General features: G+C 71.2%; 23 protein-coding genes and 1 tRNA gene. 18 read left to right on the top strand and 6 right to left on the bottom strand.

All coding sequences use genetic code 11. The annotated features are described in order from the left end of the window. The first annotated feature begins 58 nt into the window (after positions 1 to 58). From sufD to AADR41_RS19895, 7 genes are all read left to right on the top strand, one after another. On the top strand, positions 59 to 1,240 hold the full coding sequence (sufD, locus tag AADR41_RS19865; RefSeq protein WP_342282761.1) for a Fe-S cluster assembly protein SufD: 1,182 nt from the start codon (positions 59 to 61) through the stop codon (positions 1,238 to 1,240). Beyond that, on the top strand, positions 1,240 to 1,557 hold the full coding sequence (locus AADR41_RS19870) for a bifunctional 3-phenylpropionate/cinnamic acid dioxygenase ferredoxin subunit (protein ID WP_148834126.1): 318 nt from the start codon (positions 1,240 to 1,242) through the stop codon (positions 1,555 to 1,557). Before sufD ends, AADR41_RS19870 begins: the two co-directional genes overlap by 1 nt. A 7-nt stretch (positions 1,558 to 1,564) precedes the next feature. Then, positions 1,565 to 2,329, top strand: coding sequence for a Fe-S cluster assembly ATPase SufC (sufC, locus tag AADR41_RS19875; protein WP_124718331.1), 765 nt, complete (start codon positions 1,565 to 1,567; stop codon positions 2,327 to 2,329). Next, entirely contained in the window at positions 2,326 to 3,594 is a 1,269-nt protein-coding gene (locus AADR41_RS19880) for a cysteine desulfurase (protein ID WP_342282762.1), read from the top strand. The genes sufC and AADR41_RS19880 overlap by 4 nt, the downstream gene beginning before the upstream one ends. A 25-nt stretch (positions 3,595 to 3,619) precedes the next feature. After that, positions 3,620 to 4,075, top strand: a complete 456-nt coding sequence (sufU, locus tag AADR41_RS19885; protein WP_335935977.1) for a Fe-S cluster assembly sulfur transfer protein SufU — start codon at positions 3,620 to 3,622, stop codon at positions 4,073 to 4,075. After that, the gene (locus AADR41_RS19890) at positions 4,072 to 4,410 is read left to right on the top strand and encodes a metal-sulfur cluster assembly factor (protein ID WP_014156915.1); all 339 of its coding nucleotides are present in this window, start codon (positions 4,072 to 4,074) and stop codon (positions 4,408 to 4,410) included. The genes sufU and AADR41_RS19890 overlap by 4 nt, the downstream gene beginning before the upstream one ends. A gap of 154 nt (positions 4,411 to 4,564) precedes the next feature. Further along, the gene (locus tag AADR41_RS19895) at positions 4,565 to 5,959 is read left to right on the top strand and encodes a DUF3616 domain-containing protein (protein ID WP_342282763.1); all 1,395 of its coding nucleotides are present in this window, start codon (positions 4,565 to 4,567) and stop codon (positions 5,957 to 5,959) included. A gap of 144 nt (positions 5,960 to 6,103) precedes the next feature. On the opposite strand, the gene AADR41_RS19900 is transcribed toward AADR41_RS19895, so the two are convergent. Next, a complete protein-coding gene (locus AADR41_RS19900; protein WP_342282764.1) occupies positions 6,104 to 7,213 on the bottom strand; it encodes a DUF7847 domain-containing protein in 1,110 nt (369 codons plus the stop codon). 112 nt (positions 7,214 to 7,325) lie between these two features. Between AADR41_RS19900 and AADR41_RS19905 the strand changes: the two genes are divergently transcribed. Together AADR41_RS19905 and AADR41_RS19910 are read left to right on the top strand one after the other, a co-directional pair. After that, complete coding sequence (locus AADR41_RS19905) at positions 7,326 to 7,646, top strand: DMT family transporter (protein ID WP_342282776.1); 321 nt, start codon at positions 7,326 to 7,328, stop codon at positions 7,644 to 7,646. Beyond that, a complete protein-coding gene (locus AADR41_RS19910; protein ID WP_342282765.1) occupies positions 7,646 to 8,182 on the top strand; it encodes a TetR/AcrR family transcriptional regulator in 537 nt (178 codons plus the stop codon). The genes AADR41_RS19905 and AADR41_RS19910 overlap by 1 nt, the downstream gene beginning before the upstream one ends. Positions 8,183 to 8,298: 116 nt before the next feature. Here AADR41_RS19910 and AADR41_RS19915 read toward each other — a convergent pair whose 3' ends face one another. Continuing rightward, positions 8,299 to 9,186 carry a winged helix-turn-helix transcriptional regulator gene (locus tag AADR41_RS19915; RefSeq protein WP_342282766.1) on the bottom strand — a complete coding sequence of 296 codons (888 nt, stop codon included), beginning with the start codon at positions 9,184 to 9,186 and terminating at the stop codon, positions 8,299 to 8,301. A gap of 134 nt (positions 9,187 to 9,320) precedes the next feature. Between AADR41_RS19915 and AADR41_RS19920 the strand changes: the two genes are divergently transcribed. Both AADR41_RS19920 and dapD read left to right on the top strand, forming a co-directional pair. After that, the gene (locus tag AADR41_RS19920; protein ID WP_342282777.1) at positions 9,321 to 10,589 is read left to right on the top strand and encodes an MFS transporter; all 1,269 of its coding nucleotides are present in this window, start codon (positions 9,321 to 9,323) and stop codon (positions 10,587 to 10,589) included. A gap of 87 nt (positions 10,590 to 10,676) precedes the next feature. After that, on the top strand, positions 10,677 to 11,666 hold the full coding sequence (gene dapD, locus AADR41_RS19925; RefSeq protein ID WP_342282767.1) for a 2,3,4,5-tetrahydropyridine-2,6-dicarboxylate N-succinyltransferase: 990 nt from the start codon (positions 10,677 to 10,679) through the stop codon (positions 11,664 to 11,666). Between the two features lie 7 nt (positions 11,667 to 11,673). Here dapD and dapA read toward each other — a convergent pair whose 3' ends face one another. Continuing rightward, the gene (dapA, locus tag AADR41_RS19930) at positions 11,674 to 12,564 is read right to left on the bottom strand and encodes a 4-hydroxy-tetrahydrodipicolinate synthase (protein WP_342282768.1); all 891 of its coding nucleotides are present in this window, start codon (positions 12,562 to 12,564) and stop codon (positions 11,674 to 11,676) included. A 154-nt stretch (positions 12,565 to 12,718) separates the two neighbouring features. On the opposite strand from dapA, the gene AADR41_RS19935 reads away from it, so the two are divergent. Next, positions 12,719 to 13,393 (top strand): DUF4232 domain-containing protein, encoded by a 675-nt coding sequence (locus AADR41_RS19935; protein WP_342282778.1) that lies wholly within the window; start codon positions 12,719 to 12,721, stop codon positions 13,391 to 13,393. Positions 13,394 to 13,557: 164 nt separating this feature from the next. Here the strand turns inward: AADR41_RS19935 and AADR41_RS19940 are convergent, their stop codons facing one another. After that, on the bottom strand, positions 13,558 to 14,691 hold the full coding sequence (locus tag AADR41_RS19940) for a lipid II:glycine glycyltransferase FemX (RefSeq protein ID WP_342282769.1): 1,134 nt from the start codon (positions 14,689 to 14,691) through the stop codon (positions 13,558 to 13,560). A gap of 137 nt (positions 14,692 to 14,828) precedes the next feature. Here AADR41_RS19940 and AADR41_RS19945 point away from each other — a divergent pair, with 137 nt between their 5' ends. Next, positions 14,829 to 15,551 (top strand): antibiotic biosynthesis monooxygenase, encoded by a 723-nt coding sequence (locus tag AADR41_RS19945; RefSeq protein WP_342282770.1) that lies wholly within the window; start codon positions 14,829 to 14,831, stop codon positions 15,549 to 15,551. A gap of 15 nt (positions 15,552 to 15,566) precedes the next feature. Here AADR41_RS19945 and AADR41_RS19950 read toward each other — a convergent pair whose 3' ends face one another. Next, complete coding sequence (locus tag AADR41_RS19950; RefSeq protein WP_342282771.1) at positions 15,567 to 17,423, bottom strand: endonuclease/exonuclease/phosphatase family protein; 1,857 nt, start codon at positions 17,421 to 17,423, stop codon at positions 15,567 to 15,569. 261 nt (positions 17,424 to 17,684) lie between these two features. On the opposite strand from AADR41_RS19950, the gene AADR41_RS19955 reads away from it, so the two are divergent. The 5 genes from AADR41_RS19955 (at position 17,685) to AADR41_RS19975 (ending at position 23,245) form a co-directional block, all read left to right on the top strand. Next, entirely contained in the window at positions 17,685 to 19,148 is a 1,464-nt protein-coding gene (locus AADR41_RS19955) for a hypothetical protein (protein WP_342282772.1), read from the top strand. Between the two features lie 192 nt (positions 19,149 to 19,340). After that, positions 19,341 to 20,831, top strand: a complete 1,491-nt coding sequence (locus tag AADR41_RS19960) for an alkaline phosphatase PhoX (RefSeq protein WP_342282773.1) — start codon at positions 19,341 to 19,343, stop codon at positions 20,829 to 20,831. A gap of 99 nt (positions 20,832 to 20,930) precedes the next feature. Beyond that, positions 20,931 to 21,000: transfer RNA gene (locus AADR41_RS19965), tRNA-Ile, on the top strand. Positions 21,001 to 21,355: 355 nt separating this feature from the next. Further along, the gene (locus tag AADR41_RS19970; RefSeq protein WP_342282774.1) at positions 21,356 to 22,936 is read left to right on the top strand and encodes a TROVE domain-containing protein; all 1,581 of its coding nucleotides are present in this window, start codon (positions 21,356 to 21,358) and stop codon (positions 22,934 to 22,936) included. Between the two features lie 78 nt (positions 22,937 to 23,014). Then, positions 23,015 to 23,245, top strand: a complete 231-nt coding sequence (locus tag AADR41_RS19975; protein ID WP_037711258.1) for a hypothetical protein — start codon at positions 23,015 to 23,017, stop codon at positions 23,243 to 23,245. A 108-nt stretch (positions 23,246 to 23,353) separates the two neighbouring features. Here AADR41_RS19975 and AADR41_RS19980 read toward each other — a convergent pair. Further along, positions 23,354 to 23,967, bottom strand: a 614-nt coding sequence (locus AADR41_RS19980) for a TerD family protein (protein ID WP_342282775.1), incomplete at its 5' end; no start/stop codon positions are given.

Genomic DNA, 23,967 nt, shown 5'->3' on the forward strand with positions numbered 1-23,967 from the left:
GCAGCCTGACGACCGGATTCCCCGACCACTGACAGAGAAAGTGAGCACTACGACAGCCATGGCTGAGGCTCAGAACATCCCGGCGGGCTCCACCACCACCGGATCCATCGCGGTGGCCGCCGAGTCGACCGTCGCCACGCGCATGAGCGCGCCCCCGTCCTTCGACGTCGCGGACTTCCCGGTCCCGCACGGCCGCGAGGAGGAGTGGCGGTTCACGCCGCTGGAGCGGCTGCGCGGGCTGCACGACGGCACGGCCGTCGCCACCGGCGGCGGCGTGAAGGTCGCGATCGAGGCCCCCGAGGGCGTCACCGTCGAGACCGTCGGCCGTGACGACTCCCGGATCGGCAGGGCCGGCACTCCGGTGGACCGCGTCGCCGCCCAGGCGTACTCGTCCTTCGAGCAGGCGTCCGTCGTCACGGTCGCCAAGGAGGCCGTGCTCACCGAGCCGATCCGCATCGCGGTGCACGGCGAGGGCGGCGTGGCCTACGGCCACCAGGTCGTCGAGCTCGGAGCCTTCGCCGAGGCCGTCGTCGTCATCGACCACACCGGTGACGCGGTGCTCGCCGCCAACGTGGACTACGTCCTCGGCGACGGCGCGAAGCTCACGGTCGTCTCCGTGCAGGACTGGGACGAGACCGCGGTCCACGTCGGCCAGCACAACGCGCTGGTCGGCCGGGACGCCTCGTTCAAGTCGATCGTCGTCACCTTCGGCGGCGACCTCGTCCGCCTCCACCCGCGCGTCAACTACGCGGGCACCGGCGGCGAGGCCGAGCTCTTCGGTCTGTACTTCACCGACAAGGGCCAGCACCAGGAGCACCGCCTCCTGGTCGACCACAACACCCCGCACTGCAAGTCCAACGCCGCCTACAAGGGCGCGCTCCAGGGCGACGGCGCACACGCCGTGTGGATCGGTGACGTCCTCATCCAGGCCGCCGCCGAGGGCACCGACACCTATGAGATGAACCGCAACCTCGTCCTCACGGACGGCGCGCGGGTCGACTCCGTGCCGAACCTGGAGATCGAGACCGGCGAGATCGTCGGCGCCGGCCACGCCTCGGCGACCGGCCGTTTCGACGACGAGCAGCTCTTCTACCTGATGTCCCGGGGCATCGACGCCGAGGAGGCCCGCCGGCTCGTCGTGCGTGGCTTCTTCGCCGAGCTCGTCCAGCAGATCGGCCTGCCGGACGTCGAGGCGCGGCTGCTCGAAAAGATCGAGGCCGAGCTGAAGGCTGCCGTCTGATGGCCTTCGTCAAAGCCTGTGCGCTGAGTGAGCTGGAGGACGACACCCCGAAGCGGGTGGAGCTCGACGGCGTCCCGGTGTCCGTCGTCCGTACCGAGGGCGAGGTGTTCGCGATCAACGACATCTGCTCGCACGCGAACGTCTCACTGTCCGAGGGAGAGGTCGAGGACTGCTCGATCGAGTGCTGGCTGCACGGCTCCAGCTTCGACCTGCGCACCGGCAAGCCGTCCGGCCTTCCCGCGACGCGCCCCGTCCCCGTATACCCCGTCAAGATCGAAGGGGACGATGTGCTCGTCTCCGTCACCCAGGAGTCCTGAGTCACCCATGGCAACGCTTGAAATCCGCGACCTGCACGTCTCCGTCGAGGCCGACAACGCCACGAAGGAGATCCTCAAGGGCGTCGACCTGACCGTGAAGCAGGGCGAGACCCACGCCATCATGGGCCCCAACGGGTCCGGCAAGTCCACCCTCGCGTACTCCCTCGCGGGTCACCCCAAGTACACGATCACCAGCGGCTCGGTGACCCTGGACGGCGAGGACGTCCTGGAGATGACCGTCGACGAGCGCGCCCGCGCCGGTCTGTTCCTCGCGATGCAGTACCCGGTCGAGATCCCCGGTGTCTCGGTCTCCAACTTCCTCCGCACCTCCGCCACCGCCGTCCGCGGCGAGGCGCCCAAGCTGCGCACCTGGGTGAAGGAGGTCAAGGAGACGATGGCCGGCCTCCAGATGGACCCGGCGTTCGCCGAGCGCAACGTCAACGAGGGCTTCTCCGGCGGTGAGAAGAAGCGCCACGAGATCCTCCAGCTGGAGCTCCTCAAGCCGAAGGTCGCGATCCTCGACGAGACCGACTCCGGCCTGGACGTCGACGCCCTGCGCATCGTCTCCGAGGGCGTCAACCGGGTCCGCGAGACCGGCGAGGTCGGCACCCTGCTGATCACGCACTACACGCGGATCCTCCGCTACATCAAGCCCGACTTCGTGCACGTCTTCGCCAACGGCCGCATTGCCGAGTCCGGCGGCGCCGAGCTCGCCGACAAGCTGGAGAACGAGGGCTACGAGGCATATGTGAAGGGTGGCGCTTCCGCGTGACTGACGCCCGCCAGGGGCTCTCCGGCCTCCTCGACACCGAGGCGATCCGCAAGGACTTCCCCCTGCTGGATCGTACGGTCCACGACGGGAAGAAGATCGTTTACCTGGACAGCGCTGCGACCTCGCAGAAGCCGCGCCAGGTGCTCGATGCCCTCAACGAGTACTACGAGCGGCACAACGCCAATGTGCACCGCGGTGTGTACACGATCGCGGAGGAGGCCACGGCGCTGTACGAAGGCGCCCGTGACAAGGTCGCCGCGTTCATCAACGCGCCCAGCCGCGACGAGGTGATCTTCACCAAGAACGCCTCCGAGTCGCTCAACCTCGTGGCCAACATGCTCGGCTGGGCCGACGAGCCCTACCGGGTGGACCACGACACCGAGATCGTCACCACGGAGATGGAGCACCACTCCAACATCGTGCCGTGGCAGCTGCTCTCGCAGCGCACGGGCGCGAAGCTGAAGTGGTTCGGCATCACCGACGACGGCCGTCTCGACCTGTCCGACATCGACGAGATCATCACGGAGAAGACGAAGATCGTCTCCTTCACCCTGGTCTCCAACATCATGGGCACGATCAACCCGGTCGAGAAGATCATCCGCCGGGCCCAGCAGGTCGGCGCGCTGGTCTGCATCGACGCCTCGCAGGCCGCCCCGCACATGGTGCTGGACGTGCAGGCGCTGCAGGCCGACTTCGTGGCCTTCACCGGTCACAAGATGGTCGGCCCGACCGGCATCGGCGTGCTCTGGGGACGGCAGGAGCTCCTGGAGGACCTGCCGCCGTTCCTCGGCGGCGGCGAGATGATCGAGACCGTGTCGATGCACTCGTCGACGTACGCGCCCGCGCCGCACAAGTTCGAGGCCGGTACGCCCCCGATCGCCCAGGCCGTGGGCCTCGGCGCGGCCGTGGACTACCTCTCGGCGATCGGCATGGAGAACATCTACCGCCACGAGCACGCGATCACCGAGTACGCGGTGAAGCGGCTGCTGGAGGTCCCGGACCTCCGGATCATCGGCCCGGCCACGGCCGAGGACCGCGGCGCCACGATCTCCTTCACGCTCGGCGACATCCACCCGCACGACGTGGGCCAGGTGCTCGACGAGCAGGGCATCGCGGTCCGCGTCGGACACCACTGCGCACGGCCGGTCTGCCTGCGGTACGGAATTCCTGCGACCACGCGAGCGTCGTTCTATCTGTACTCCACGCCCGCCGAGGTCGACGCCCTGGTGGACGGCCTGGAGCACGTACGGAACTTTTTCGGATAATGGGCGAGCGGCTGAGGGTTGACTGGTGAAGCTTGATTCCATGTACCAGGAAGTGATCCTGGACCACTACAAGCACCCCCACGGGCGTGGCCTGCGGGACGGCGACGCAGAGGTGCACCACGTCAACCCGACGTGTGGCGACGAGATCACTCTCCGGGTGAAGTACGACGGCGAGACCATCGCCGATGTGTCGTACGAGGGTCAGGGCTGCTCCATCAGCCAGGCCAGCGCCTCCGTGCTGAACGACCTCCTGGTCGGCAAGGAACTGGGCCAGGCGCAGAAGATCCAGGAGGCCTTCCTGGAGCTGATGCAGTCGAAGGGCCAGCTGGAGCCGGACGACGCGATGGAGGAGGTGCTGGAGGACGCGGTCGCGTTCGCCGGCGTCTCGAAGTACCCGGCCCGGGTCAAGTGCGCGCTGCTGAGCTGGATGGCGTGGAAGGACGCGACGGCGAAGGCGCTGTCCGAAGGGAAGACCGCATGAGCGAGAACGAGACTCTTACCACCAAGCCGGCCTCCGAGGAGGAGGTCCGCGAGGCGCTTTACGACGTGGTCGACCCCGAGCTGGGCATCGACGTCGTGAACCTGGGCCTGATCTACGGCATCCACATCGACGACGCCAATATCGCCACCCTCGACATGACGCTGACGTCCGCGGCCTGTCCGCTGACCGACGTCATCGAGGACCAGGCGAAGTCCGCGACCGACGGCATCGTCAACGAGCTGCGGATCAACTGGGTCTGGATGCCGCCGTGGGGCCCGGACAAGATCACGGACGACGGGCGCGAGCAGCTTCGCGCCCTGGGCTTCAACGTCTGAGACGTCTGCGCCACTGCTGACGACGAACGGCCTCCGGCTTTGTGCCGGGGGCCGTTCTTCGTCGTTGTTTCGCCTGCCGTACTCATGATGTGTGTCCGTCGTTGGCACGGGTATCGGAACGTACCCGCGACATCACGCCGACGAGAGGCATGCCGTGCTGCATCAGTTTTCGCTCCCCGACCGCAGGGTGGCCGCCACCGCGAGCGGAGTGCTCCTGCTGGCCGCGATCGGGCTCAACGCCCCGGCGCACGCCGCGAGTTACGGAACGCCGACGATCGCCTTCTCGGCCTCGTACCTCTCCGGTGCCGTCGGCGCGAGCGGTGACCCGGTGGTGACCGTCACCGTCGCGCAGAGCGGGGCCGACGCGAGCGCGCTCGGCGTGGCGGCGTCCGCGAGCTCCGAGTCGTCCGTCGCCGGGACCGGGGACGTGTCCGTCACCGGCACCGGCGCCACCCGGCAGCTCTCCGTGACCGCGCACGGACGCGGCTACACCGACCTCACGATCAAGGTCACCGGGCTCGGCGGCAAGACCGCCACCAAGAAGCTGCACTACGCCGCGTCCGCCGCCGTGCAGAACGCCGCAGACACCCGCTATCTCACCGGATCCTCGGACGCCTCGGCCGCCGTGGACGTCGGCGGCGGCCATGTGGTCGTGGCCGACGACGAGTCGAACACGCTGCGGCTGTACGACCGTTCGGCGTCCGGCGGGCCCGTGAAGAGCTGGGACGTCGGATCGAAGCTCGGGGCGGACAAGGAGATCGACATCGAGGGCGCGGCCCGGGTCGGCAACACCATCTACTGGACCGGTTCGCTCGGCAACAACAAGAACGGCGAGTACAAGTCCGACCGCAACACCGTCTTCACCACGAAGGTGACCGGCTCGGGCGCCGCCACCCAGCTGACGGTGGGCGGCAAGTACGGGAAGCTCCGTGACGATCTTGTCGCGTGGGACGAGGCGAACGGCGACCGGCTGGGCTTCGCCGCGGGTACGGACGACGGTGAAGTGCCCAAGCAGATCGACGGGTTCAACATCGAGGGCCTGGAGTTCGCGCCGGGCTCGACGACCACCGCGTACCTCGGATTCCGGGCCCCGCTCGTCCCGCCGAAGTCCGGCGGCAAGGCCCTGATCGTGCCCGTCACCAACTTCGACCGGGTGGCCGGCAGCGGGGCGAAGGCGGTCATGGGCGAGCCGATCGAGCTGGACCTCGGCGGGCTCAGCATCCGGGACATCCGCAAGAACGCCGCCGACCAGTACCTGATCGTGGCCGGTTCCTGGGCGGCCGACGACAACTCCGACCCGTACGCCCTCTACTCCTGGGACGGGGTCGCCTCGCACGCACCGGTCAAGCGGGCCGATCTGCCGACCGCAGACCCGGGCGGCTGGGAGGCCGTCGTGGACGTGCCGGACCTGACGGTGCCGGGCGCCCGGGCCCAGCTGATCACGGATTCCGGCTCGGCCGATCTGTACGGGGACGGGACGGAGGCGAAGGACCTCGACAACGCCGAGTGGAAGAAGTCCCGGGCCGTCCGGTTCACCGTCGGGGGCTGACCGGCCCGGACGCTCTCGCGATCCGGCAGGGCCGGGCGACGCGAACGGCCGTGTCCGTCGGGAAGGCCGGCGGGCACGGCCGTCGAGACCGTCGGGCGCAGCGGTCCCGGCCCCTGTCCGGCCGGAGCCGGCCCACCGGCGCTGTCAGGGGCCGTACTGCGGGCCGTACTGCGGGGGCACGGCCGCCGCCTCGGCGAGGGCCGGGCCCAGGTTCTCCGTGCGCATGCGGCGGTCGACGTAGAGCAGTCCGGTCACCAGCTGCGGGAACGTCGCCGAGATGAACTGGCCGATCAGCTGCCCGAGCGCCATGATCACCAGGTAGCCGCTCATGGCGAAGGCGATTGCGGCGGGGTTGGGATCCTCGTCCAGGGTCGCACCGCCGATGACGCCGGAGAACATGCCGAGGAACGAGAACGGGAGCTGGATCATGTAGCTCGCCGCCCCGGCCAGGGCGAAGGCCAGCAGGGAGATCCCGAGTATCCGCCACCAGTCGCCGCGCACCAGCTGCGAGGAGCGGCGCAGGGCGGCCACCGGGGACGCCCCCTCGAACACCACGGCCGAGGGGGCCAGACAGAACTTCACCCAGAGCCAGATCGCGAGCGGGGCGGTGGCCAGCGCACCCAGGAAACCGAACACGGTCCACAGCACCGCGCTGCCCCCGTGCGCCAGAGTGATGGCGCCGATGATCAACGCGAAGAAGCCGACCAGCATGAGCACCACCGGGAGCACGGCGATCAGGCAGGTCAGGACCACCGTTCCGAACACCGCCGGCACACGGGACCAGGCCCGTCGCCAGACGAGTGAGAAGGTGGTCGGCCTGCCCAGCACCGCTTCCTGCAGGACCGTGGGAACGGTCGCGTACATCATGGCCGTGGCGACCGCGAAGGTGATCATGGCGACCAGCCAGACGACCCCGAAGGCGACCACCATCGGCACCACGTCGGAGGGCACCGGGTCCTCATCGGCGCTGAGCGAGACGACCCGGTGCAGATGGCCGCTGACCGCGGAGTACCCGATCAGGACCGTGACAGCCATGATCACCACCGCCCCGCCGTACACGGCGGCGCCGATGCCGAACAACTGCTTCCAGTAGCGCCCCAGCGTGCCGAAGGCGCCGCCGAATATGTCCCCGAGCCTCAGTGGCGCCAGCGGTATCACCCCGGGCTTCGGCGGTGGCGTCCAGCCGCCCCATCCCGGCGGTCCCGGGGGCCCTCCGTACGGTGCTCCGCCGCCCCACCCTGCGTCCTGCGCCACTGCTGCTCCGTCATGTGTCGTTGTCCGGTGTGCTGGTCGGGACACCGTAGCGCCCCGGTCCGCGGGCGCTGCCCGTACCGTCGCACGGACGGCGATGCGTACACTCGTACACATGGGATACGGACTGCTGGCCGCGGCGATCGCGGCGGAGGTGGCCGGCACGACGGCCATGAAGTACAGCGAGGGCTTCACCCGGCTCTGGCCCTCGCTGATCACCGTCGTGGGATACCTCGTCGCCTTCGGGCTGCTCGCCCAGACGCTGAAGACGCTGTCGGTGGGCACCGCCTACGCGATCTGGGCCGGGATCGGCACCGCCGCGGTCGCCGCCATCGGCATCCTTTTCATGGGCGAGTCCGGCAGCCCGGTCAAGCTGGCGGGCATAGCGCTGGTCATCGCCGGAGTGGTGGTGCTGAATCTGGGCGGGGCCCACTGATGGCGCGCCGTTACGACCCCGAGCGGCGCGACCGCATCATCGACGCCGCGATCAGGGTGGTCGGAGCCAAGGGCATCGCGGGGCTGAGCCACCGCTCCGTCGCGGCCGAGGCCGATGTGCCGCTCGGCTCGACGACCTATCACTTCGCCTCGCTGGACGAGCTGTTGACCGCGGCGCTGCGCCGGTCCAACGAGAACTTCGCCGGGGTCATGCGGGAGAGCCGGGCGCTGGCCGACCCGGCGGCCGACCTGGCCGGGGAACTGGCCCGGCTGCTGGGGGAGTACTTCGCCGGCGGCCGAGGACGGGCCGAGCTGGAGTACGAGCTGTATCTCGCCGCGCTCCGCAGGCCCGCGCTGCGGCCCGTCGCCGCCGAGTGGACCGACCGCACCGCCGAACTGCTGTCCCGGCGCACCGGTCCGGCCACCGCGCGGGCGCTGATCGCGCTGATGGACGGGATCTGTCTGCAGGTGCTGCTCACCGGCGGCGAGTACGACGAGGCGTACGCGCGGGAGATGCTGCGGCGGATCGCCGGGTGACGGCTCGGTCCGCGGGCATCGGGTGAGGGTTCCGTCTCCGCGTGCATCGGGTTGGCGGCTCCGTCTCCACGCGCATCGGGTGACGGCTCCGCCCCCGCTCCGTTCCCGCGCGCCCCTCACGCGCCCGGGAGGCCGCCGTTCCGTACCGCCGCCAGGGCGGCCCGGACGCTCGCCTCGATGTCGGTGATCGGATACAGCGCCTCGCGGACCGTCCGGTCGCGGTCCACCACCAGCGTCAGCCGCTTCAGCCGGCTGGTGCCGCCCGCGCGGAAGGTGGGCAGGCGCAGCGCCGCCGTCAGCTCCAGCTCCGCGTCGGACAGCAGGGGGAAGCGCAGCCGCTCCGCTTCCGCGAAGGCCCGCTGCTCGTCCGGGCGCTGGGCCGACACCCCGTGCACGGACGCGCCCGCCGCGGTGAACTCGGCCGACCGGTCCCGGTAGGTGCAGGATTCGAGGGTGCAGCCGCCCGTGCCCGGGATCTCGGACCAGCCCGGCGGGTAGGCGTCCCGGCGGGCATGGGCGCCGGGGAAGAAGTACAGGACGGTGTACGGGGTGCCGGCGACCGGGTCGCGCGGCGCGCCGTCGTGGTCCAGCAGCCGCAGCTCGGGCAGGCGGGTGCCCACCAGTGCGTGCACCCGGGCCGCCTCCTTCGAGGCCTCCGCCGTCGTCGCCGTCGTCTCCCCGTCCCCCATCACCCAGGTGTCGCCCCAGTCCTGGAGCGCGATCAGCACGGGCAGCAGCGCGCGCCCGCGCGCGGTCAGCCGGTACTCGTACCGGGGCGGCCGGTCCTGGTAGGGGTCCCGGGAGAGCACCCCCGCGTCGACCAGCAGCCGCAGCCGCTCGGTCAGCACCTTGCGGGAGACGCCCAGCTCCTGCTGGAGCGCGTCGAAGCGGTGCACCCCGCGTGCCGTGTCCCGCACGATCAGCAGGGTCCACCAGTCGCCCACGACATCGAGCGCCTGGGCGATCGCGCAGTCGGCGTCGGCCAGGCTGGTGCGCTGGGCCATGGACTCCTCCGTTCGTCCCCGGTGTCCGTCCGTTCCCCGCTCACCGGATTGACCAGCAGGAAACCACGATGCCATAGTCCGTTCCCAAAAGAAACTCACCGAGAGGGGTGCTGGGGACGGTGTTTTCGGGATTGGTGCGGGACGTGCCGCGCACGGTGCGGCTGCTGGCCTTCGGCTCGTTCCTCAACGCGGTCGTCAGTTTCACCTTCATCTACCTCTTCGTCTATCTGACCGGCCCGCGCGGGATGGGCGTCCCGCAGGCCGGAGTCCTCGCGGGCATCGGCGGCATCGGCCTGGTCGCGGGGAACTTCACCGGTGGCTGGTTCGGCGACCACTACGGCCACCGCCGCATGCTGCTGACCGGCGCGCTGGTCGCCGGGGCGGCGCTCGCGGCCCTGCCGGCCCTTCCGGTCGGCGCGATGTACGCGGTGCTGCCGCTCGCGCAGTACGCGGCGGGCGTCGTGCGCGCCGCCAATGCCGCGCTCGTCGCGGTTTCCGTCCCCGAGGGCGGCCGGCGCCAGAGCTTCGCCCTGGTACGGGCCGCGGGCAACGCCGGGTTCGCCGTGGGCCCGCCGCTCGGCGCGCTGATCGCCGCGCACTTCTCGTACGACTGGCTGTTCCTCGCCGACGGCCTCGGAACCCTGCTCTTCGCCGGGTACGCGGCGGTGGTGCTCCCGGCGCACGGCACCGCGCGCACCCGCCCGGCCCGCCGCGACCCCGGCGCACCCGGGCTCTGGCGGGAGCTGCGGGCCAGGCCCGCCGTGCCGGTCCTGCTCGCCGCGATCCTCTGCGTCGACCTCGTCTACCGGCAGCAGTACTCCACCCTGCCCGTCTTCCTCGCCGAGCACGGCCACGGCACCCGGTTCTACGGCTGGCTGCTGGCCGTCAACGGCGGGCTCATCCTGCTGCTGGAACTCCCCGCCGCCCACGTACTGCGCCGCCGGGCGCCGCTGGGCATCGTCGGCACCGGACTGCTGCTGGTGGGACTGGGCTACGCGGTGCTGATCCCCGGCGCCGGGGCGCCGGCCGCCGTCACGATGATGGCGGCAGTGACCGCGGGCGAGATCCTCTACAAGACCACCGCGACGGCCCATGTCGCCGATCAGGCCCCCGCGCATGCGCAGGGCCGTTTCCAGAGCCTGTACGCGGGCGCGTCCATCAGCGGCCAGGTGCTGGCGCCGCCGCTCGGCGGCGCGCTCTACGCCCACGCGCCCGGACTGCTCTGGCCCGCCTGCGCGGTGCTGGCCTGCGGCGCGGGGGCGGCGGTGCTCGCGGCGCGGCGGCTGCGGGGGCCCGGAGCGGTGCCGGGTCCGGTGTGCGAGGAGGCCGGCGTACCGGTTCCGGGGCCGGTGTGCGAGGAGGCCGGCGTACCGGTGCCCGGACGGCAGGCGCAGCCCGGCTGACCTGGTGGGTCCGGGCCCCGGGCCGGCCGCGACCATCCGGCGAGACCGGTTGGCCCCGGTGGTGCCTCGCCGGTTAGGTTTCGTGTCATGACCGACACGACTCCTGCTCGCACCACCGGCGCCGTCGCCGCCGGCCTCGCCACCATCGCCGGCGACGGTTCCGTTCTCGACACCTGGTTCCCCGCCCCCGAGCTCACCGCCGAGCCGGGCCCGGCCGGAACCGAGCGGCTCACCCCCGACCAGGCCGTCGACCTCCTCGGTGAGGGCGCCGCCAAGGCCATCGGCGTGGACGCCCGCCGCGGTGTCGAGACCGTCGCCGTACGTACGGTCATCGCCTCGCTCGACGACAAGCCGCTGGACGCGCACGACGCGTACCTGCGCCTGCACCTCCTCTCGCACCGTCTCGTCCGGCCGCACGGACAGAACCTGGACGGGCTCTTCGGCCTCCTCTCCAACGTCGCCTGGACCTCGCTCGGCCCGGTCGCCGTCGACGACGTGGAGAAGGTGCGGCTGAACGCCCGCGCCGAGGGCCTGCACCTCCAGGTCACCTCGGTCGACAAGTTCCCCCGGATGACGGACTACGTCGCGCCGAAGGGCGTCCGGATCGCCGACGCCGACCGGGTCAGGCTCGGTGCGCACCTCGCCGCCGGCACGACCGTCATGCACGAGGGCTTCGTCAACTTCAACGCGGGCACTCTCGGCACCTCGATGGTCGAGGGCCGCATCTCGGCGGGCGTCGTCGTCGGCGACGGCTCCGACATCGGCGGCGGCGCCTCCACCATGGGCACCCTCTCCGGCGGCGGCAAGGAGCGCATCGTGATCGGCGAGCGCTGCCTGATCGGCGCCGAGGCCGGCGTCGGGATCGCGCTCGGCGACGAGTGCGTCGTCGAGGCCGGGCTCTACGTCACGGCCGGCACCCGGATCACGCTGCCCGACGGCCAGATCGTCAAGGCCCGTGAGCTCTCCGGCGCCTCGAACATCCTCTTCCGCCGCAACTCGGTCTCCGGCGCCGTCGAGGCCCGCCCGAACAACGCGGTCTGGGACGGCCTCAACGACGTCCTGCACAGCCACAACTAAGGGCCTCTCAACCCTGGTTCGTGGCGGCGAGGAGTTCCTCGTACGCCCGCCGCAGCCCGTCGGTCGCCTCGCGTCCGGCGGGCTGCAGCGGTTCGCGGACCGGCCCGGCATCGAGCAGGGCCTTCGCCGTGACGGTGCCGGGCAGTCCGGACGCCATCATCAGCCGGACGAGCGGGACCAGGAGCCGGTTGAGCCGGACGGCCTCCGCGGTGTCCCGGGCGTCGAACGCGTCCAGGACCGCCCGCAGCGCACGGGGCGCCACATTGGCGACCGTGCTCACACAGCCCGCCGCGCCCACCGCGTACAACGGCAGATTCAGCTCCTCGCAGCCCGAGTAGTACGCCAGCGAGGTCGCGCCGATCACCTCCGTGGAGCCCAGCAGGTCGTACGCGCAGTCCTTCACGGCCACGATGCCCGGGTGCTCCGCGAGCCGCAGCATGGTCTCCGGCTCGATGCGGGTGCCGGTGCGGCCGGGGATGTCGTACAGCATCACCGGGAGGCCGGTCGCGTCGGCCACGCGCACGAAGTGCGCCTCGACGGCGGGCTGCGGCGGCCGGCTGTAGTACGGCGTCACCACCAACAGGCCGTCCGCACCCGCCTGTTCGGCCTGCCGGGCGAGGTCGATCGTGTGCCGGGTGTCCGCGCTGCCGACCCCGGCGACGATCGGCACGCCGTCGCCCACCGCGGCCCGGACCGCCCGCAGCAGCGCGGTCTTCTCGGCATCGGTGGTGGTCGGGGACTCGCCGGTGGTGCCGCTGAGCACCAGCCCGTCGCAGCCGTCGGCGACCAGGGCGACGGCATGCCTCCCGGCGGCGTCCGGGTCCAGCTCGCCGGATCCGGTGAACGGCGTGATCATGGCGCAGAGCGTGCGGCCGAAGGGTGTCACTGGTGCGGTCATCCCCGAAGTGTCGGCCGACCGGACCGTGAAGGTCCACTTAGATCTGCTTGGGGCGAGCGGCAAGGAGAGCTGAACAGTCGCGGGGCCGGGCCCACGGGGTCTGGCATGATCGAACGCCTATGCGGCAGGCCGAGATCGGGGTGGGTGCGTGAGCATGCGAGGACTGGCAGGGGCGGGAACCGGGAGACGGAGGCCACTGGCGGCCTGGGTGCTGACCGGGGTGCTGGGCCTGACGCTCTCCGGATGCGCCGGGTTCCTCGTGCCGGCGGGCGAGGGCGAGCCGGAGCCGGCAGCCGGCGATCCGTACCGGGTGCACGCCGACAAGCTGCCGACGCCGTTCCCCAGCGTCTCCGCCGGGGCCTTCGACCGGCCGGGCGCGCAGGGGCCCGCCCCCACACCCACCCTCCCGGCCGGCTGCCCGTCCTCCGGTGTCGTCGTCGACATGGGCGAGGTGGAGGCGGCGCTCGGCCACCGGGCCGTCGGACTCAGCCTCACCAACTGCGGCAGCAAGCCCTACCGGGTCACCGGCTATCCGTCCGTCCGGGCCCTGGACGAGGCCGGCGACCCGCTGCCCGTCCCGGTCAACCCGGGCTCCTCCTACATGGGCACCGACCGCGGGCCGAAGGAGATCATGCTGAAGCCGGGCCGGACCGTGCGCTCGCTCCTGGCCTGGGTCTCCACCCCCACCGGAGGCGACCTCATCGAGGGCGACGCCCTGGAGATCGCGGCCGCGCCCGGCCTGGAGGGGCGCACCTTCCCGCTCAAGGGCAGCGACGTACGGCTGCTCGACGAGCTCAACATGACCGCGTGGCGGACCGACCCCGCGTAGCGGCGCCGGGGCGGGGCCGGAGCGTGAGCCCGAAGCCCCCGTGGCTGCGGACGAAGCCCGGCGACTCGTAGAACCGGTGCGCGTCCGTACGCCGCTTGCCGCCGGTCGGCTGCACCGGCCCGCAGCCCCGCTGCCGGGCCCGCGGTCCGGCGGGGGCGGCACGGTCAGCGGCGTGCCATGTAGAGGCCGAAGGCCTTGTGGAGCACCTTGTTGATCGGGTAGTCCCACTCGCCGATGTACTCGGCGGCCCGGCCGCCGGTGCCGACCTTGAAGCGCAGCAGGCCCACCAGATGGTTGCCCTCGTCCAGGGTGTCGGTGATGCCGCGCAGGTCGTAGACGGCGGCGCCCCGTTCGTGCGCGTCGCTCATCATCCGCCACTGGACGGCGTTGCTGGGCTGGACCTCGCGCCTGCGGCCGGTCGAGGCGCCGTAGGAGTACCAGACGTGGTTCCCGACGGTCAGCATCGTCGCGGCGGAGAGCGTCTCGCCCTCGTGCTGGGCCAGGTACAACCGCATCCGGTCGGGGTCCTCGGCCCGCAGCGCGGTCCACATCCGCTGGAAGTAGCCGAGCGGACGGGGGATGAACCGGTCGCGCTCGGCCGTCTCGCGGTACAGCTCGTAGAAGGCCGGAAGGTCCTCGTAGCCGCCCTCGACGACCTTGACGCCCGCCTTCTCCGCCTTCTTGATGTTGCGCCGCCACTGCTGGTTCAGATTGCCCCGGACCTCCTCCAGCGACAGCCCGGCGAACGGCACCTGGAAGACGTACCGGGGCTGCCCCGCGCTGAAACCGTCCTCGCTCTCCGCCTCGCCGCGCCGCCAGCCCAGCCCGCGCAGCAGCTCCACGACCTCGTCGGCCCCCGGCTCCCGCGAGTCCGGCGGTACGTCGCGCAGCCGTCCGGCGGCCGGGTCGGCGATGGCGGCCTTCACCGTCCCGGCGTCCCAGCGCCGGGCGACGACCGGCGGACCCATCCGCACCGAGAACGCACCCTGAGCCTTCAGATGCGCCAGCATCGGATCCAGCCACTCACGCAGACCACCGTCGTGCCAGTCGATGACCGGGCCCTCCGGCAGATAGGCCAGAGCGCGCTTCACCCGGGGGATCGGCCGGTACAGCACCAGCCCGGCCCCGACGATCCGCTCCCGGCCGGCACCGTCCCGGTCGAACCAGCCGATGCTCTCCGCACGCCAGTCGGGCTTCACATCGCCCCACGACGGAACCTGCAGATGGCTCACGGCCGGACGGCTCGCGACGAACGCCAGATGTTCCTCGCGGCTGATCGTCCTGAGGTGCGGTGCCATGCGGTACTCCGTTCGTTGTGTTGCCGGTGGGTCCGGCGGTGCCGACGGGGCGCGCTGTTGACCTCAAGCGGACTTGACGTATCAGGGTGGTCGGCAACGGCGCGCCGCCCCGGTGCGCCCGCCAGGGAGGACCCGTCATGAGCGTGCAGTTCGTATCCCGTCCCGATCTTGCCCGTAACGACGCCGGACTCGTCAAGGCGAGTACCTGGGACGTCTCCACCCCGGAGCGCATGCGGCGGACGGTCGAGGCCGTTCGAGAGGCGTGGGACAGCCGGGACTGGCCGCATCCGGGACTTCTTTCGTACACCGTCCATGCCGGTGAGGACGGGAAGACCCTGTTCCACTACAGCCAGTGGAGTGGTGAGCAGGCGTACCAGGACTTCTACCGGAACGGCAGGGACGAGCGCAACGCGGACATCGACGCCGCGGTGCCGGGCATCCGGCGGCTCGGGCTGCACACCCTGGAGCTCTACCGTTCCGGGCTCCCGCCGGTGGGCGACGGGCGGGAGCCCGGCTGCGTCGTGATCGTCGACGTCGAGTTCGACGGTGCGGACGGGGCGCGGCAACGGGACTGGGTGGACACCGTGTTCGAGGCGCTGGGTACCGACCCGGCGCTTCCTCCCGGCGGAATCTCCGGACACTTCCACGTGAGCACCGACGGGACGCGCGTGCTGAACTACGCCGAATGGGAGAGCGCCGGGGCCCACGTCGCCGCACTGGCCGCGTCCGGCGCCGGGATCGGCTCGGCCACCTTGCAGTGGGAACGGGTGCGGTCCTACCCGGGGGTGACCGGCGGCGGAGTGCACCGGTACACGCCCGCGCTCAGCATCCGGCCGAGCGCGGGCGCGCAGCACCGCTGAGGGTGCGGGGCACAGCTACGGGCGGAAGCGGATCACCTGCGGGTCGTGGTCGCTGTTCTGATCGGCGAACTCGGCGTTGATGTGCACGCTGTCGTAGTGGAAGTCGTCGATCGACGGGCTGGTCAGGATCTGGTCGAGAACCTGGCTGTTGCCCTGGTAGACGTAGCTGTAACGCTCCGAGCGCGGCAGGGACTTGATCGCCGGGTACAGCGCCCGACCGGCGGTCAGGGCCTCGGCCGTGCCGGAGAACTCGAAGTCGTTGATGTCGCCGACGACCAGCACGTCCGCGTTCTTCTGGACGCTCAGCAGCTTCTTGACGAAGGTGTTGACCGCCTGGCCCTGCGCGTGCCGCTGGACCTCGGAGGAACGCGACGGCGGCTGGTGCTCCGAGAAGATGGACTCGTCGCCGCCCTTGGACGCGAAGTGGTTGGCGACGACGAAGACCGTACGGCCGCGGAAGCTGAACTCCCCGGCGAGCGGCTTGCGGCTGTTCTCCCACGCCGGGTTCGCCGGGTCGATCCGGCCGGGCGAGAGGGTGAGGGCGGCGCGGCCCCGCACCCGGGCGACGTCGGTCGCCGTCGTCGCGTCGCCGCCGGCCCGGTCGGTGAACGAGACCCGCTCCGGGTTGAAGAGGAAGACCTGACGGATGTTGCCGCCGGGCTCGCCGCCGTCCTTCTTGTCCTCCGGGTCGATGGAGCGCCAGTCGTACGCCGGGCCGCCCGCGGCCACGATCGCGTCGGTGAACTTCTTCACCGTCACATCGGCGGCGACCGTGCCGTCGCTCTTCGCGCCGTTGTTGTCCTGGATCTCCTCCAGCGCCACGATGTCGGGCGAGGCGAGGTTGTCGACGACCGCCGCGGCGAGCGCGTCGAACTTCTCCTGCGGGTCGCTCGGGTCGAGGTTCTCGACGTTGTACGTCGCCACGGCCAGCTCGCCGCCGCGCTGCTTGCGGGTGGTCTCCCGCCGCAGGCCCTTGTCGGTGACCGTGCCCATGGTGCGGGCGGTCAGCGTGTAGCCGCCGTACTGGTTGAAGTCGAGCGGGCCCTCGGTCGTACCGGAGAGCACGTCGCCCACGTCCGCCTTCGGGAACGGCTGCTGGGCGAGCGGCACCAGGGACTGGATCTGGAGCCGTCCGGTGTTCTGGGAGCTGTACGAGCCGTAGACGGTGCCGCCGCGGCGGGCGTCGTGCTCGCGCGGCTTCACCGTCACCCACAGCTCGGCGTGCGCGTCGGTGGCGCCGACAACCCGCGAGGTGCCGACGCTGATGTTCATCCCTTCGATCGACTCGTAGTAGTCGAGGGCGTAGCGGGACGGCGCGAGGGGCAGCGCGTTGATGGAGCCGCCCGCGGCGGGGTCACCCTCGGGGGTGTAACGGGAGGGCACCGAGCGCTCCGAGACCCGCACCGGCGCGGGCAGGGCGTTGCCGGAGGAGACCACGGTGACGGTGGGCTTGCTGATCTGGGTCAGCGACTGGTTGCCGGAGTCGAGGCCGCCGGGGACGTACTCGGTGACCGTGCCGGAGACGGTGACCGCGTCACCGACCGCGACGGTGGGCGCGGAGCCGGTGTAGACGAAGATGCCCTCGCTGGTGGCGGGGTCGGCGTCGGGGTTCGGGTCCTGGAACCAGAAGCCCTTCGAGCCGTACGTCCGCACGCCCGTGACGATGCCCGCCACGTCGCCGACCTGCTTGCCGACGAGCGGGGATATCCGGGTGGAGCCCTGGATGTCGTGGATCCGGACCTGGCCGTCCACGGACAGGGCGGTGGTGGAGGCGGAAGCGGAGGTGGTCGCGGCGCCGGTGAGCAGACCGGCGGCGAGCGCGGCGGTGACTACGGCGGAGACGGCGGTGGTTCTGGACGATGCGGCAGGCATCACGGGCTCCGGGGGTTTCGAGGGTCGGAACGGAGATCTACGCGCGTCAATCTCTTGTGTGCGCAAGGGGGTTGTCAAGGTCTGCCGGGTGGACTGCCGCTGTCCGTTTCATGAACCGGGCGGCATGGGGTGAAATGCGTCTACGCTTGGGCCGCCCGAACCGTACGCCCAGCATGCCCGGACCGTACGTCCGGTACACCCGGCACGCGCGTCCGGTACGTCCGATCCGTACGCCCGGTACGTCCCGAGGAGAACCGCCTGATGTCCGCAGAGCCCCCCACCCTGCCGCCCGTACGGCTGCGCACCGAGGCCGAGCTGGCACGGGACGCGCTCGCCGCGCCGCTGCTCGCCCGCGCCGTCCGGCTCGCCCGCTGGGCGGGCCCGGAGACCCGGGTCGGCGCCGGCGGTGAGCTCGTCGACGCCCAACTGCCCGCGGCGGCCGAGCACATCGGCCTGGCGGCGGACGAGGACGGGGCCGCGGAGGCCAGCGAGGCGTGGCGGCTCGCGGTGGACGCGGGGCTCGTCGACGTCGAGGACCCCGGCCAGGACGCCGGACCGGACGCGGAGGGGACCGCCCGCGCCGGCGCGAACCTGGCGCTGGTCACCGGTGGTTCGCCGAAGGACGTCCTGTCGATCTGGCTCGACGGCCTGGAGGCCGTCCACGCCGACGCGACCGCGCCCGTCTTCGACGACCTCGCCGATCTCGTCGGCGAGGACGGCTCGATCGACTTCGAGTCCCTGGACTGGGATCCGGAGGTCGAGGCGGAATTCCTCGACGGGGTGCTCGGCAACCTGTACCTGCTCACCGTCGGCGACGGCCACGGCGGCACGGACGCCGCCCCCGTACCGTTGCCGGCCCTCGCCGCGTCGGTGATCGTCCCCGACGACATGGGCGAACCCACCGACGACATCCTTGAGCAGGTGTCCGAGGCGATGATGCGGCTGGACGACCAGTTCCGGGTCCTCGAACCCATCGGGATCGTCGAGTACCGCCCGGTGGACGAGGCGTTGCTGGTCGAGGAGGGCGAGGACAGCACCCCGCCCGCCGACGACGAGGACGTCACCCGGTACGGCATGGTGAAGCTGACCCCCCTCGGCCTCTACGGGCTGCGCAGCCGGATGCTGGAGGCCGGGGTGGACGCCCCGGCCATCGGCGACTTCGCGGACAAGGGCGCCGACGCGCTGCTCGGCGGGATCGCGTACTACCCCGAGGCGGCGGCCCGCGGCGAGGTCGAGCTGTGGCTCGACCGGCGCGGCGGTGCGGACGGCGCGGCGGCCGAACTCCTGGCCGCGTCCCGGGGCACGGACCGGCAGGCGCCGCTGCGCAGGCTCCACTGCCAGCAGGCGCTCGCCCTGGTCGGCGCGGCGGCGGAGCCCGCGGTGCGCGCGGTGCTGGACGACCCCGAACTCGGAGGCCTCGCCCGGGTCTGGCTCGCGGAGCTGGGCGCCGCCGATGTCCCCGCGCCGCCGGAGTCGATGATCTTCTGGCTGGCCGTCGACACGATCGCGGCCCAGCTGGAGACCGACGGCGATCTGGACGAACTCCAGGACCTGGTCGAGGGCCTGGCGGGCCAGCACAGCGGCTTCTTCGACGAGGCGTGGCGGGTGGCGCACCCGGCGACCGCCGATGTCCTCGAAGCGATGGGGCGGCTGCACAGCGACAAGAAGAAGGCCAAGGAGGCCCGCAAGGCGGCGTTCAAGGCCCGTTCGCGCCAGGGAACCTGACCGCCGGGGCCGGGTACGGGGCGGTCGGCGCGAGCGGGCCGTCCCGTGGTGAACGGCGACTTCGGGACACACCTTCCGGCCAACTGCACAGGAAGGATGCCCCCCGACGTCGCCCGCAGTTCAACTGGTGTTGGCGCGGAGGCGCGAATGTGGGCGCGCCAACAACCCGCCCAGCTGTCCCAGGAGTACGTGATGTCCTTCACGCGCAGGGAATTCACCAAACAGTCCGCCCTCACCGGTGCCGGCATCGTGCTGACCGGTACCGTCGCGGCCCTCGCCACCGCGCCGGGCGCCCTGGCCGCCGAGGACTCGAAGCACGACCACGACGGTCACGGTCATGACCACGACCACGACCACGACCACGACCACGGTCACGGGCACGGCCGTGAGCCCGGCTACGGGCCGCTGATCGCCGACCCCGAGGGACTGCTCGCGCTCCCCGCCGGCTTCTCGTACCGGGTCATCACCCACTGCGGGGTCACCAAGCTGGAGAGCGGCGAGTTCACCCCCTCTAACCACGACGGCACGGCCAGCTTCGAGGGCCCGCGCGGCGTCACCCTGCTCGTCAACAACCACGAGCTCAGCGGTACCCGGGCCGGCTGGGAGCACCCGGTGCCGCTCACCGAGGGCCTCGTCTACGACCCGGTCGCGGCCGGCGGATGCACCGTCGTGGAGACCCGCCGCGACGGCCGCACCGCCGAGTGGGTCGGCATCGCCGGCACGTCCACCAACTGCGCCGGTGGCGCCACCCCGTGGGGCACCTGGCTCACCTGCGAGGAGACCGAGGACAGGGCCGGCAAGAACGGCCTGCTCAAGGACCACGGCTACGTCTTCGAGGTCGACCCGTACGACCGGCGCGCCAACCGTGACCCGCGCCCGATCAAGGCGTTCGGCCGGTACGCCCACGAGGCCGTCGTCATCGACCCCAGGCAGGGCCACGCCTACCTGACCGAGGACGCCTCGGGCCCCAACGGACTGCTCTACCGCTGGGTTCCGCCGCACGGCTTCCGGCACGGCCGCGGCAAGCTGCGCACGCTCGCCGACGACGCCGGCGTCCTCCAGGCCACCAAGTGCTTCGACAGCACCGGCAAGTTCGTCGACGACCTGTCCCGCGCCACGAAGACCGGCACGGTGTACGGCGTGGACTGGGTCGACGTCCCCGACCGTGACGCCAGGTCCGTCTCGGTGCGCAAGCAGTTCGGCGAGGGCGAGGTCACCCGCGCCCGCAAGCTCGAAGGCATGTGGTGGGGCGACGGCGGCGCCTACATCGTCTCCTCGTTCGCCCGCTCCGAGAGCCCCGTCCAGCACGACGGCCAGGTCTGGTTCTACGACCCCAAGCGCCGCACGCTGACGCTGAAGGTGCTCCTCGGCGTGAACGCCGACCCGTCGAAGGACGGCGCCTTCGACGGCCCGGACAACATCACCGTCTCGCCCTACGGCGGCCTGGTCATCGCCGAGGACGGCGACGGCATCCAGCACCTCTTCGGCGCGACCGAGAGCGGCCGCACCTACCCCATCGCCCGCAACGAGCTGAACATCGGCAGCGCGCAGGACCCGGAGTACAGCGAGTTCACCGGGGTCACGTTCTCGCCCGACGGCAGGACGCTCTACGCCAACATCCAGACGCCGGGCATCATGCTCGCCATCACCGGACCGTGGAAGCGTCAGCCGAACCGTCGCTGACGGCCCGTCGCCGGGTATCCGGCAACGGCGTCCTCTGTGGCCGGCGCGCGTAATTCCCTCGCGCGCCGGACGGGCATCCCTCTAGAGTCCTGTCCGTGCCCAGGTGCGCAGGCAGGACCTACTTCCACTGATAATGGGGATGTCGCGGGTTCGAGTCCCGCCACCGGATCCGTTCCGGTGTAGCTCAGTCGGCAGAGCACCTTCGTCGGTTCCGCCGACCTTGAACTCTGGGCACCACAACTTCATCAGCACGACTGCATCGCACCTCCCGGTGCGCAGGCTGCGGCTACTTCCTCTCACGAACCCGCCGCCGCCGACTCTGATCTCGGGAGGCACAGACGCCGGGGGGTGCCCGGTGCGCAGGCGACGGATACTTCCATTGAACTGACGGTTGCGGGTTCGAGTCCCGCCCGGCCACGGCCGGTAGCTCAATCGGGTAGAGCATCAGTAAGCCCGTCGCCGACTCCTGATCTCGGGCACCCTTTTCCGCTGTGCCTTCCCCCAATGAATTCGGGGGAATTCTCATGGCACGCTTCAACACCCGCACCACCAGGCCCCACGTCGCCTCGCCCGTGCGGACGACCGGGCGCACCGCGCCGACCCATCAGGGCGGCCGGGGACATCTGCGCGACAACCGCTCCGAACTCTTCCTGCTCGCGGTCGCCAATTTCGTTTCCCAGCAGACCTTCTACGAGGACGGCGAGCAGCGCGACGAGCGCTTCGCCGAACTGGTGCGGGTGCTCGCCGTCGGCGATCCCGAGTGGACCGCCGGCCTGCTGCACTGGCTGCGCCGTGACGGCCGGATGCGCACCGCCTCGATCGTCGGCGCCGCCGAGTACGTGAAGGCACGGCTGGACGCGGGCGCCGAGGACGGACCGGCCAACCGCCAGGTCGTCGACTCCGTCCTGCTGCGCGCCGACGAGCCCGGTGAACTCCTCGGTTACTGGACCTCCCGCTACGGCCGGGCCGTGCCCAAGCCGGTCAAGCGCGGCATCGCCGATGCCGTGCGCCGGCTCTACAACGGCAGGTCGCTGCTGAAGTACGACACCGCGTCCAAGGGTTACCGCTTCGGCGACATCCTGAACCTGGTGCACGCCTCGCCCGACCCGCAGAAGCCGTGGCAGGGCGAGCTGTTCCGGTACGCCCTCGACCGCCGCCACCACCCCGAGGCGGCCGTGGTGCCGGTCTCGGACCGGGTCCTGAACGCCCACCGCGCGCTGATGGAGCTGCCCGTGGCGGAGCGCCGGGCCGTGGTCGAGAGCGCCGACGGGGCGGACCGGCTGGCCGCCGCGGGCATGACCTGGGAGGCCCTGGCGGGCTGGTTGCAGGGGCCGATGGACGCCACCGCCTGGGAAGCGATGATCCCGTCGATGGGCGCGATGGCGCTCATCCGCAATCTGCGCAACTTCGACGAGGCGGGCGTCTCGGACGAGGTCGCCGCGCGGGTGGCGGAGCGGATCTGCGACCCGGCCGCGGTCGCCGCGTCCCAGCAGTTCCCGTTCCGCTACCTCGCCGCCTACCAGCACGCGCCCTCGCTGCGCTGGGCCCACCCGCTGGAGCAGGCGCTCGGCCACTCGCTGGACAACGTGCCCGCCCTGTCCGGGCGGACGCTGGTCCTGGTCGACCGCTCGGGCTCGATGTGGTCGCCGCTCTCGGACCGCTCGCAGCTCAACCGGGCCGACGCCGCCGCGATCTTCGGCACGGCGCTGGCACTGCGGGCGGCCGATGCCGATCTGGTGCAGTTCGGTACGAACAGCGCACCGGTGACATTTCGCCGGAGCGAGTCCGTGCTGAAGGTCCTCGGGCGCTTCGGCGACCTCGGCGGCACCAACACCGAGGAGGCGGTGCGCCGGCACTACCGGGGCCACGACCGGGTACTGATCGTCACCGACGAGCAGGCGTCGTTCTCGTACGCCGCGGACGCCGTCGCGGCGGTGCCCGTCACCGTGCCCGTCTACACCTGGAACCTGGCCGGATACCGGGTGGGACACGCCCCCTCGGGGGGCGGGATGCGCCACACCTTCGGGGGTCTTTCGGACGCGGCGTTCCGTCTGGTGCCGCTGCTGGAAGCGGGCCGTGACGCGGACTGGCCCTGGATCCGCTGATCACGAATCCGGTATCAGTGCGCCCCCTGAGATGAACGGGCATGGCGTCGGGCGTTCCCAGGGCGCATACTCAAGGTAATGAAACAGTCAGCCGGATCCCGGCGCCACCTGCCTTCCAGTCCCTTCAACCGCCCGGCCCAGGCGGCCCCACCGGTCGAATTGTTCGATGTGGGCGACAGGGTGTCGCACGATCAGTTCGGCCTCGGCCGCGTCCTCGCTGTCGAGGGCGACAACGACGCGGTGCTCATCGACTTCTCGGGACGGCAGGGGAGGATCCTGAGCCCGTACTCCAAGCTGACCAAGCTCTGAGAGCGGCGGCGAGCACGCGCGGCGTCCTTCCCCGTCACGCTCTGCGGATTCAGGGGCACCTGCAGCCGACAGGTGCCCCTGAATGCGTATCCGGAGCCCGCTGCCGCGCTACAGCGACTGGGCGGCGGGCTTCACCATGCCGCGCACGGTGCGCGACTTCACGAAGTTGCCCATCGCCGTCATCTCCCACTCGCCGGAGAACTGCTTGATCAGCTTGGCCATCATCACGCCGGTCTGCGGCTCGGCGCCGGTCAGGTCGAAGCGGACCAGCTCCTCGCCGGTGGTCGCGTCGAGCAGCCGGCAGTAGGCCTTGGCGACCTCGGTGAACTTCTGGCCGGTGAACGAGTTGACCGTGAAGACCAGACCGGTCGCCTCCGCCGGGATCCGGCCCAGGTCCACGACGATCACCTCGTCGTCACCCGCGCCCTCGCCCGTGAGGTTGTCGCCGGAGTGCTTGATCGCGCCGTTCAGGATGGAGAGCTTGCCGAAGTAGCAGCTGTCCAGGTGGTTGCGGTTGGGGCCGTAGGCGATCACGGAGGCATCGAGGTCGATGTCCTTGCCCCGGAACGCGGGCTCCCAGCCGAGACCCATCTTGACCTGGGAGAGCAGCGGCCGGCCGCCCTTGACCAGGGACACCGTCTGGTTCTTCTGGAGGCTGACCCGCCCCTTGTCCAGGTTGATCTTGCCGGGCGCGGACGCGGGCGGTGCGGGCGGGGCCGGAG

Source organism: Streptomyces sp. CLV115, from assembly GCF_038448545.1.
Taxonomy (GTDB): Bacteria; Actinomycetota; Actinomycetes; order Streptomycetales; family Streptomycetaceae; genus Streptomyces; species Streptomyces sanglieri.

Coding starts and splice junctions, on each gene's coding strand:
- AADR41_RS19935 (WP_342282778.1), top strand. CDS start 12,719: ATGCGAGGACTGGCAGGGGCGGGAACCGGGAGACGGAGGCCACTGGCG.
- AADR41_RS19870 (WP_148834126.1), top strand. CDS start 1,240: ATGGCCTTCGTCAAAGCCTGTGCGCTGAGTGAGCTGGAGGACGACACC.
- AADR41_RS19955 (WP_342282772.1), top strand. CDS start 17,685: ATGTCCGCAGAGCCCCCCACCCTGCCGCCCGTACGGCTGCGCACCGAG.
- dapD (WP_342282767.1), top strand. CDS start 10,677: ATGACCGACACGACTCCTGCTCGCACCACCGGCGCCGTCGCCGCCGGC.
- AADR41_RS19905 (WP_342282776.1), top strand. CDS start 7,326: ATGGGATACGGACTGCTGGCCGCGGCGATCGCGGCGGAGGTGGCCGGC.
- AADR41_RS19950 (WP_342282771.1), bottom strand. CDS start 17,423: ATGCCTGCCGCATCGTCCAGAACCACCGCCGTCTCCGCCGTAGTCACC.
- AADR41_RS19970 (WP_342282774.1), top strand. CDS start 21,356: ATGGCACGCTTCAACACCCGCACCACCAGGCCCCACGTCGCCTCGCCC.
- sufD (WP_342282761.1), top strand. CDS start 59: ATGGCTGAGGCTCAGAACATCCCGGCGGGCTCCACCACCACCGGATCC.
- AADR41_RS19890 (WP_014156915.1), top strand. CDS start 4,072: ATGAGCGAGAACGAGACTCTTACCACCAAGCCGGCCTCCGAGGAGGAG.
- AADR41_RS19910 (WP_342282765.1), top strand. CDS start 7,646: ATGGCGCGCCGTTACGACCCCGAGCGGCGCGACCGCATCATCGACGCC.
- AADR41_RS19945 (WP_342282770.1), top strand. CDS start 14,829: ATGAGCGTGCAGTTCGTATCCCGTCCCGATCTTGCCCGTAACGACGCC.
- AADR41_RS19915 (WP_342282766.1), bottom strand. CDS start 9,186: ATGGCCCAGCGCACCAGCCTGGCCGACGCCGACTGCGCGATCGCCCAG.
- dapA (WP_342282768.1), bottom strand. CDS start 12,564: ATGACCGCACCAGTGACACCCTTCGGCCGCACGCTCTGCGCCATGATC.
- sufC (WP_124718331.1), top strand. CDS start 1,565: ATGGCAACGCTTGAAATCCGCGACCTGCACGTCTCCGTCGAGGCCGAC.
- AADR41_RS19975 (WP_037711258.1), top strand. CDS start 23,015: ATGAAACAGTCAGCCGGATCCCGGCGCCACCTGCCTTCCAGTCCCTTC.
- AADR41_RS19960 (WP_342282773.1), top strand. CDS start 19,341: ATGTCCTTCACGCGCAGGGAATTCACCAAACAGTCCGCCCTCACCGGT.
- AADR41_RS19940 (WP_342282769.1), bottom strand. CDS start 14,691: ATGGCACCGCACCTCAGGACGATCAGCCGCGAGGAACATCTGGCGTTC.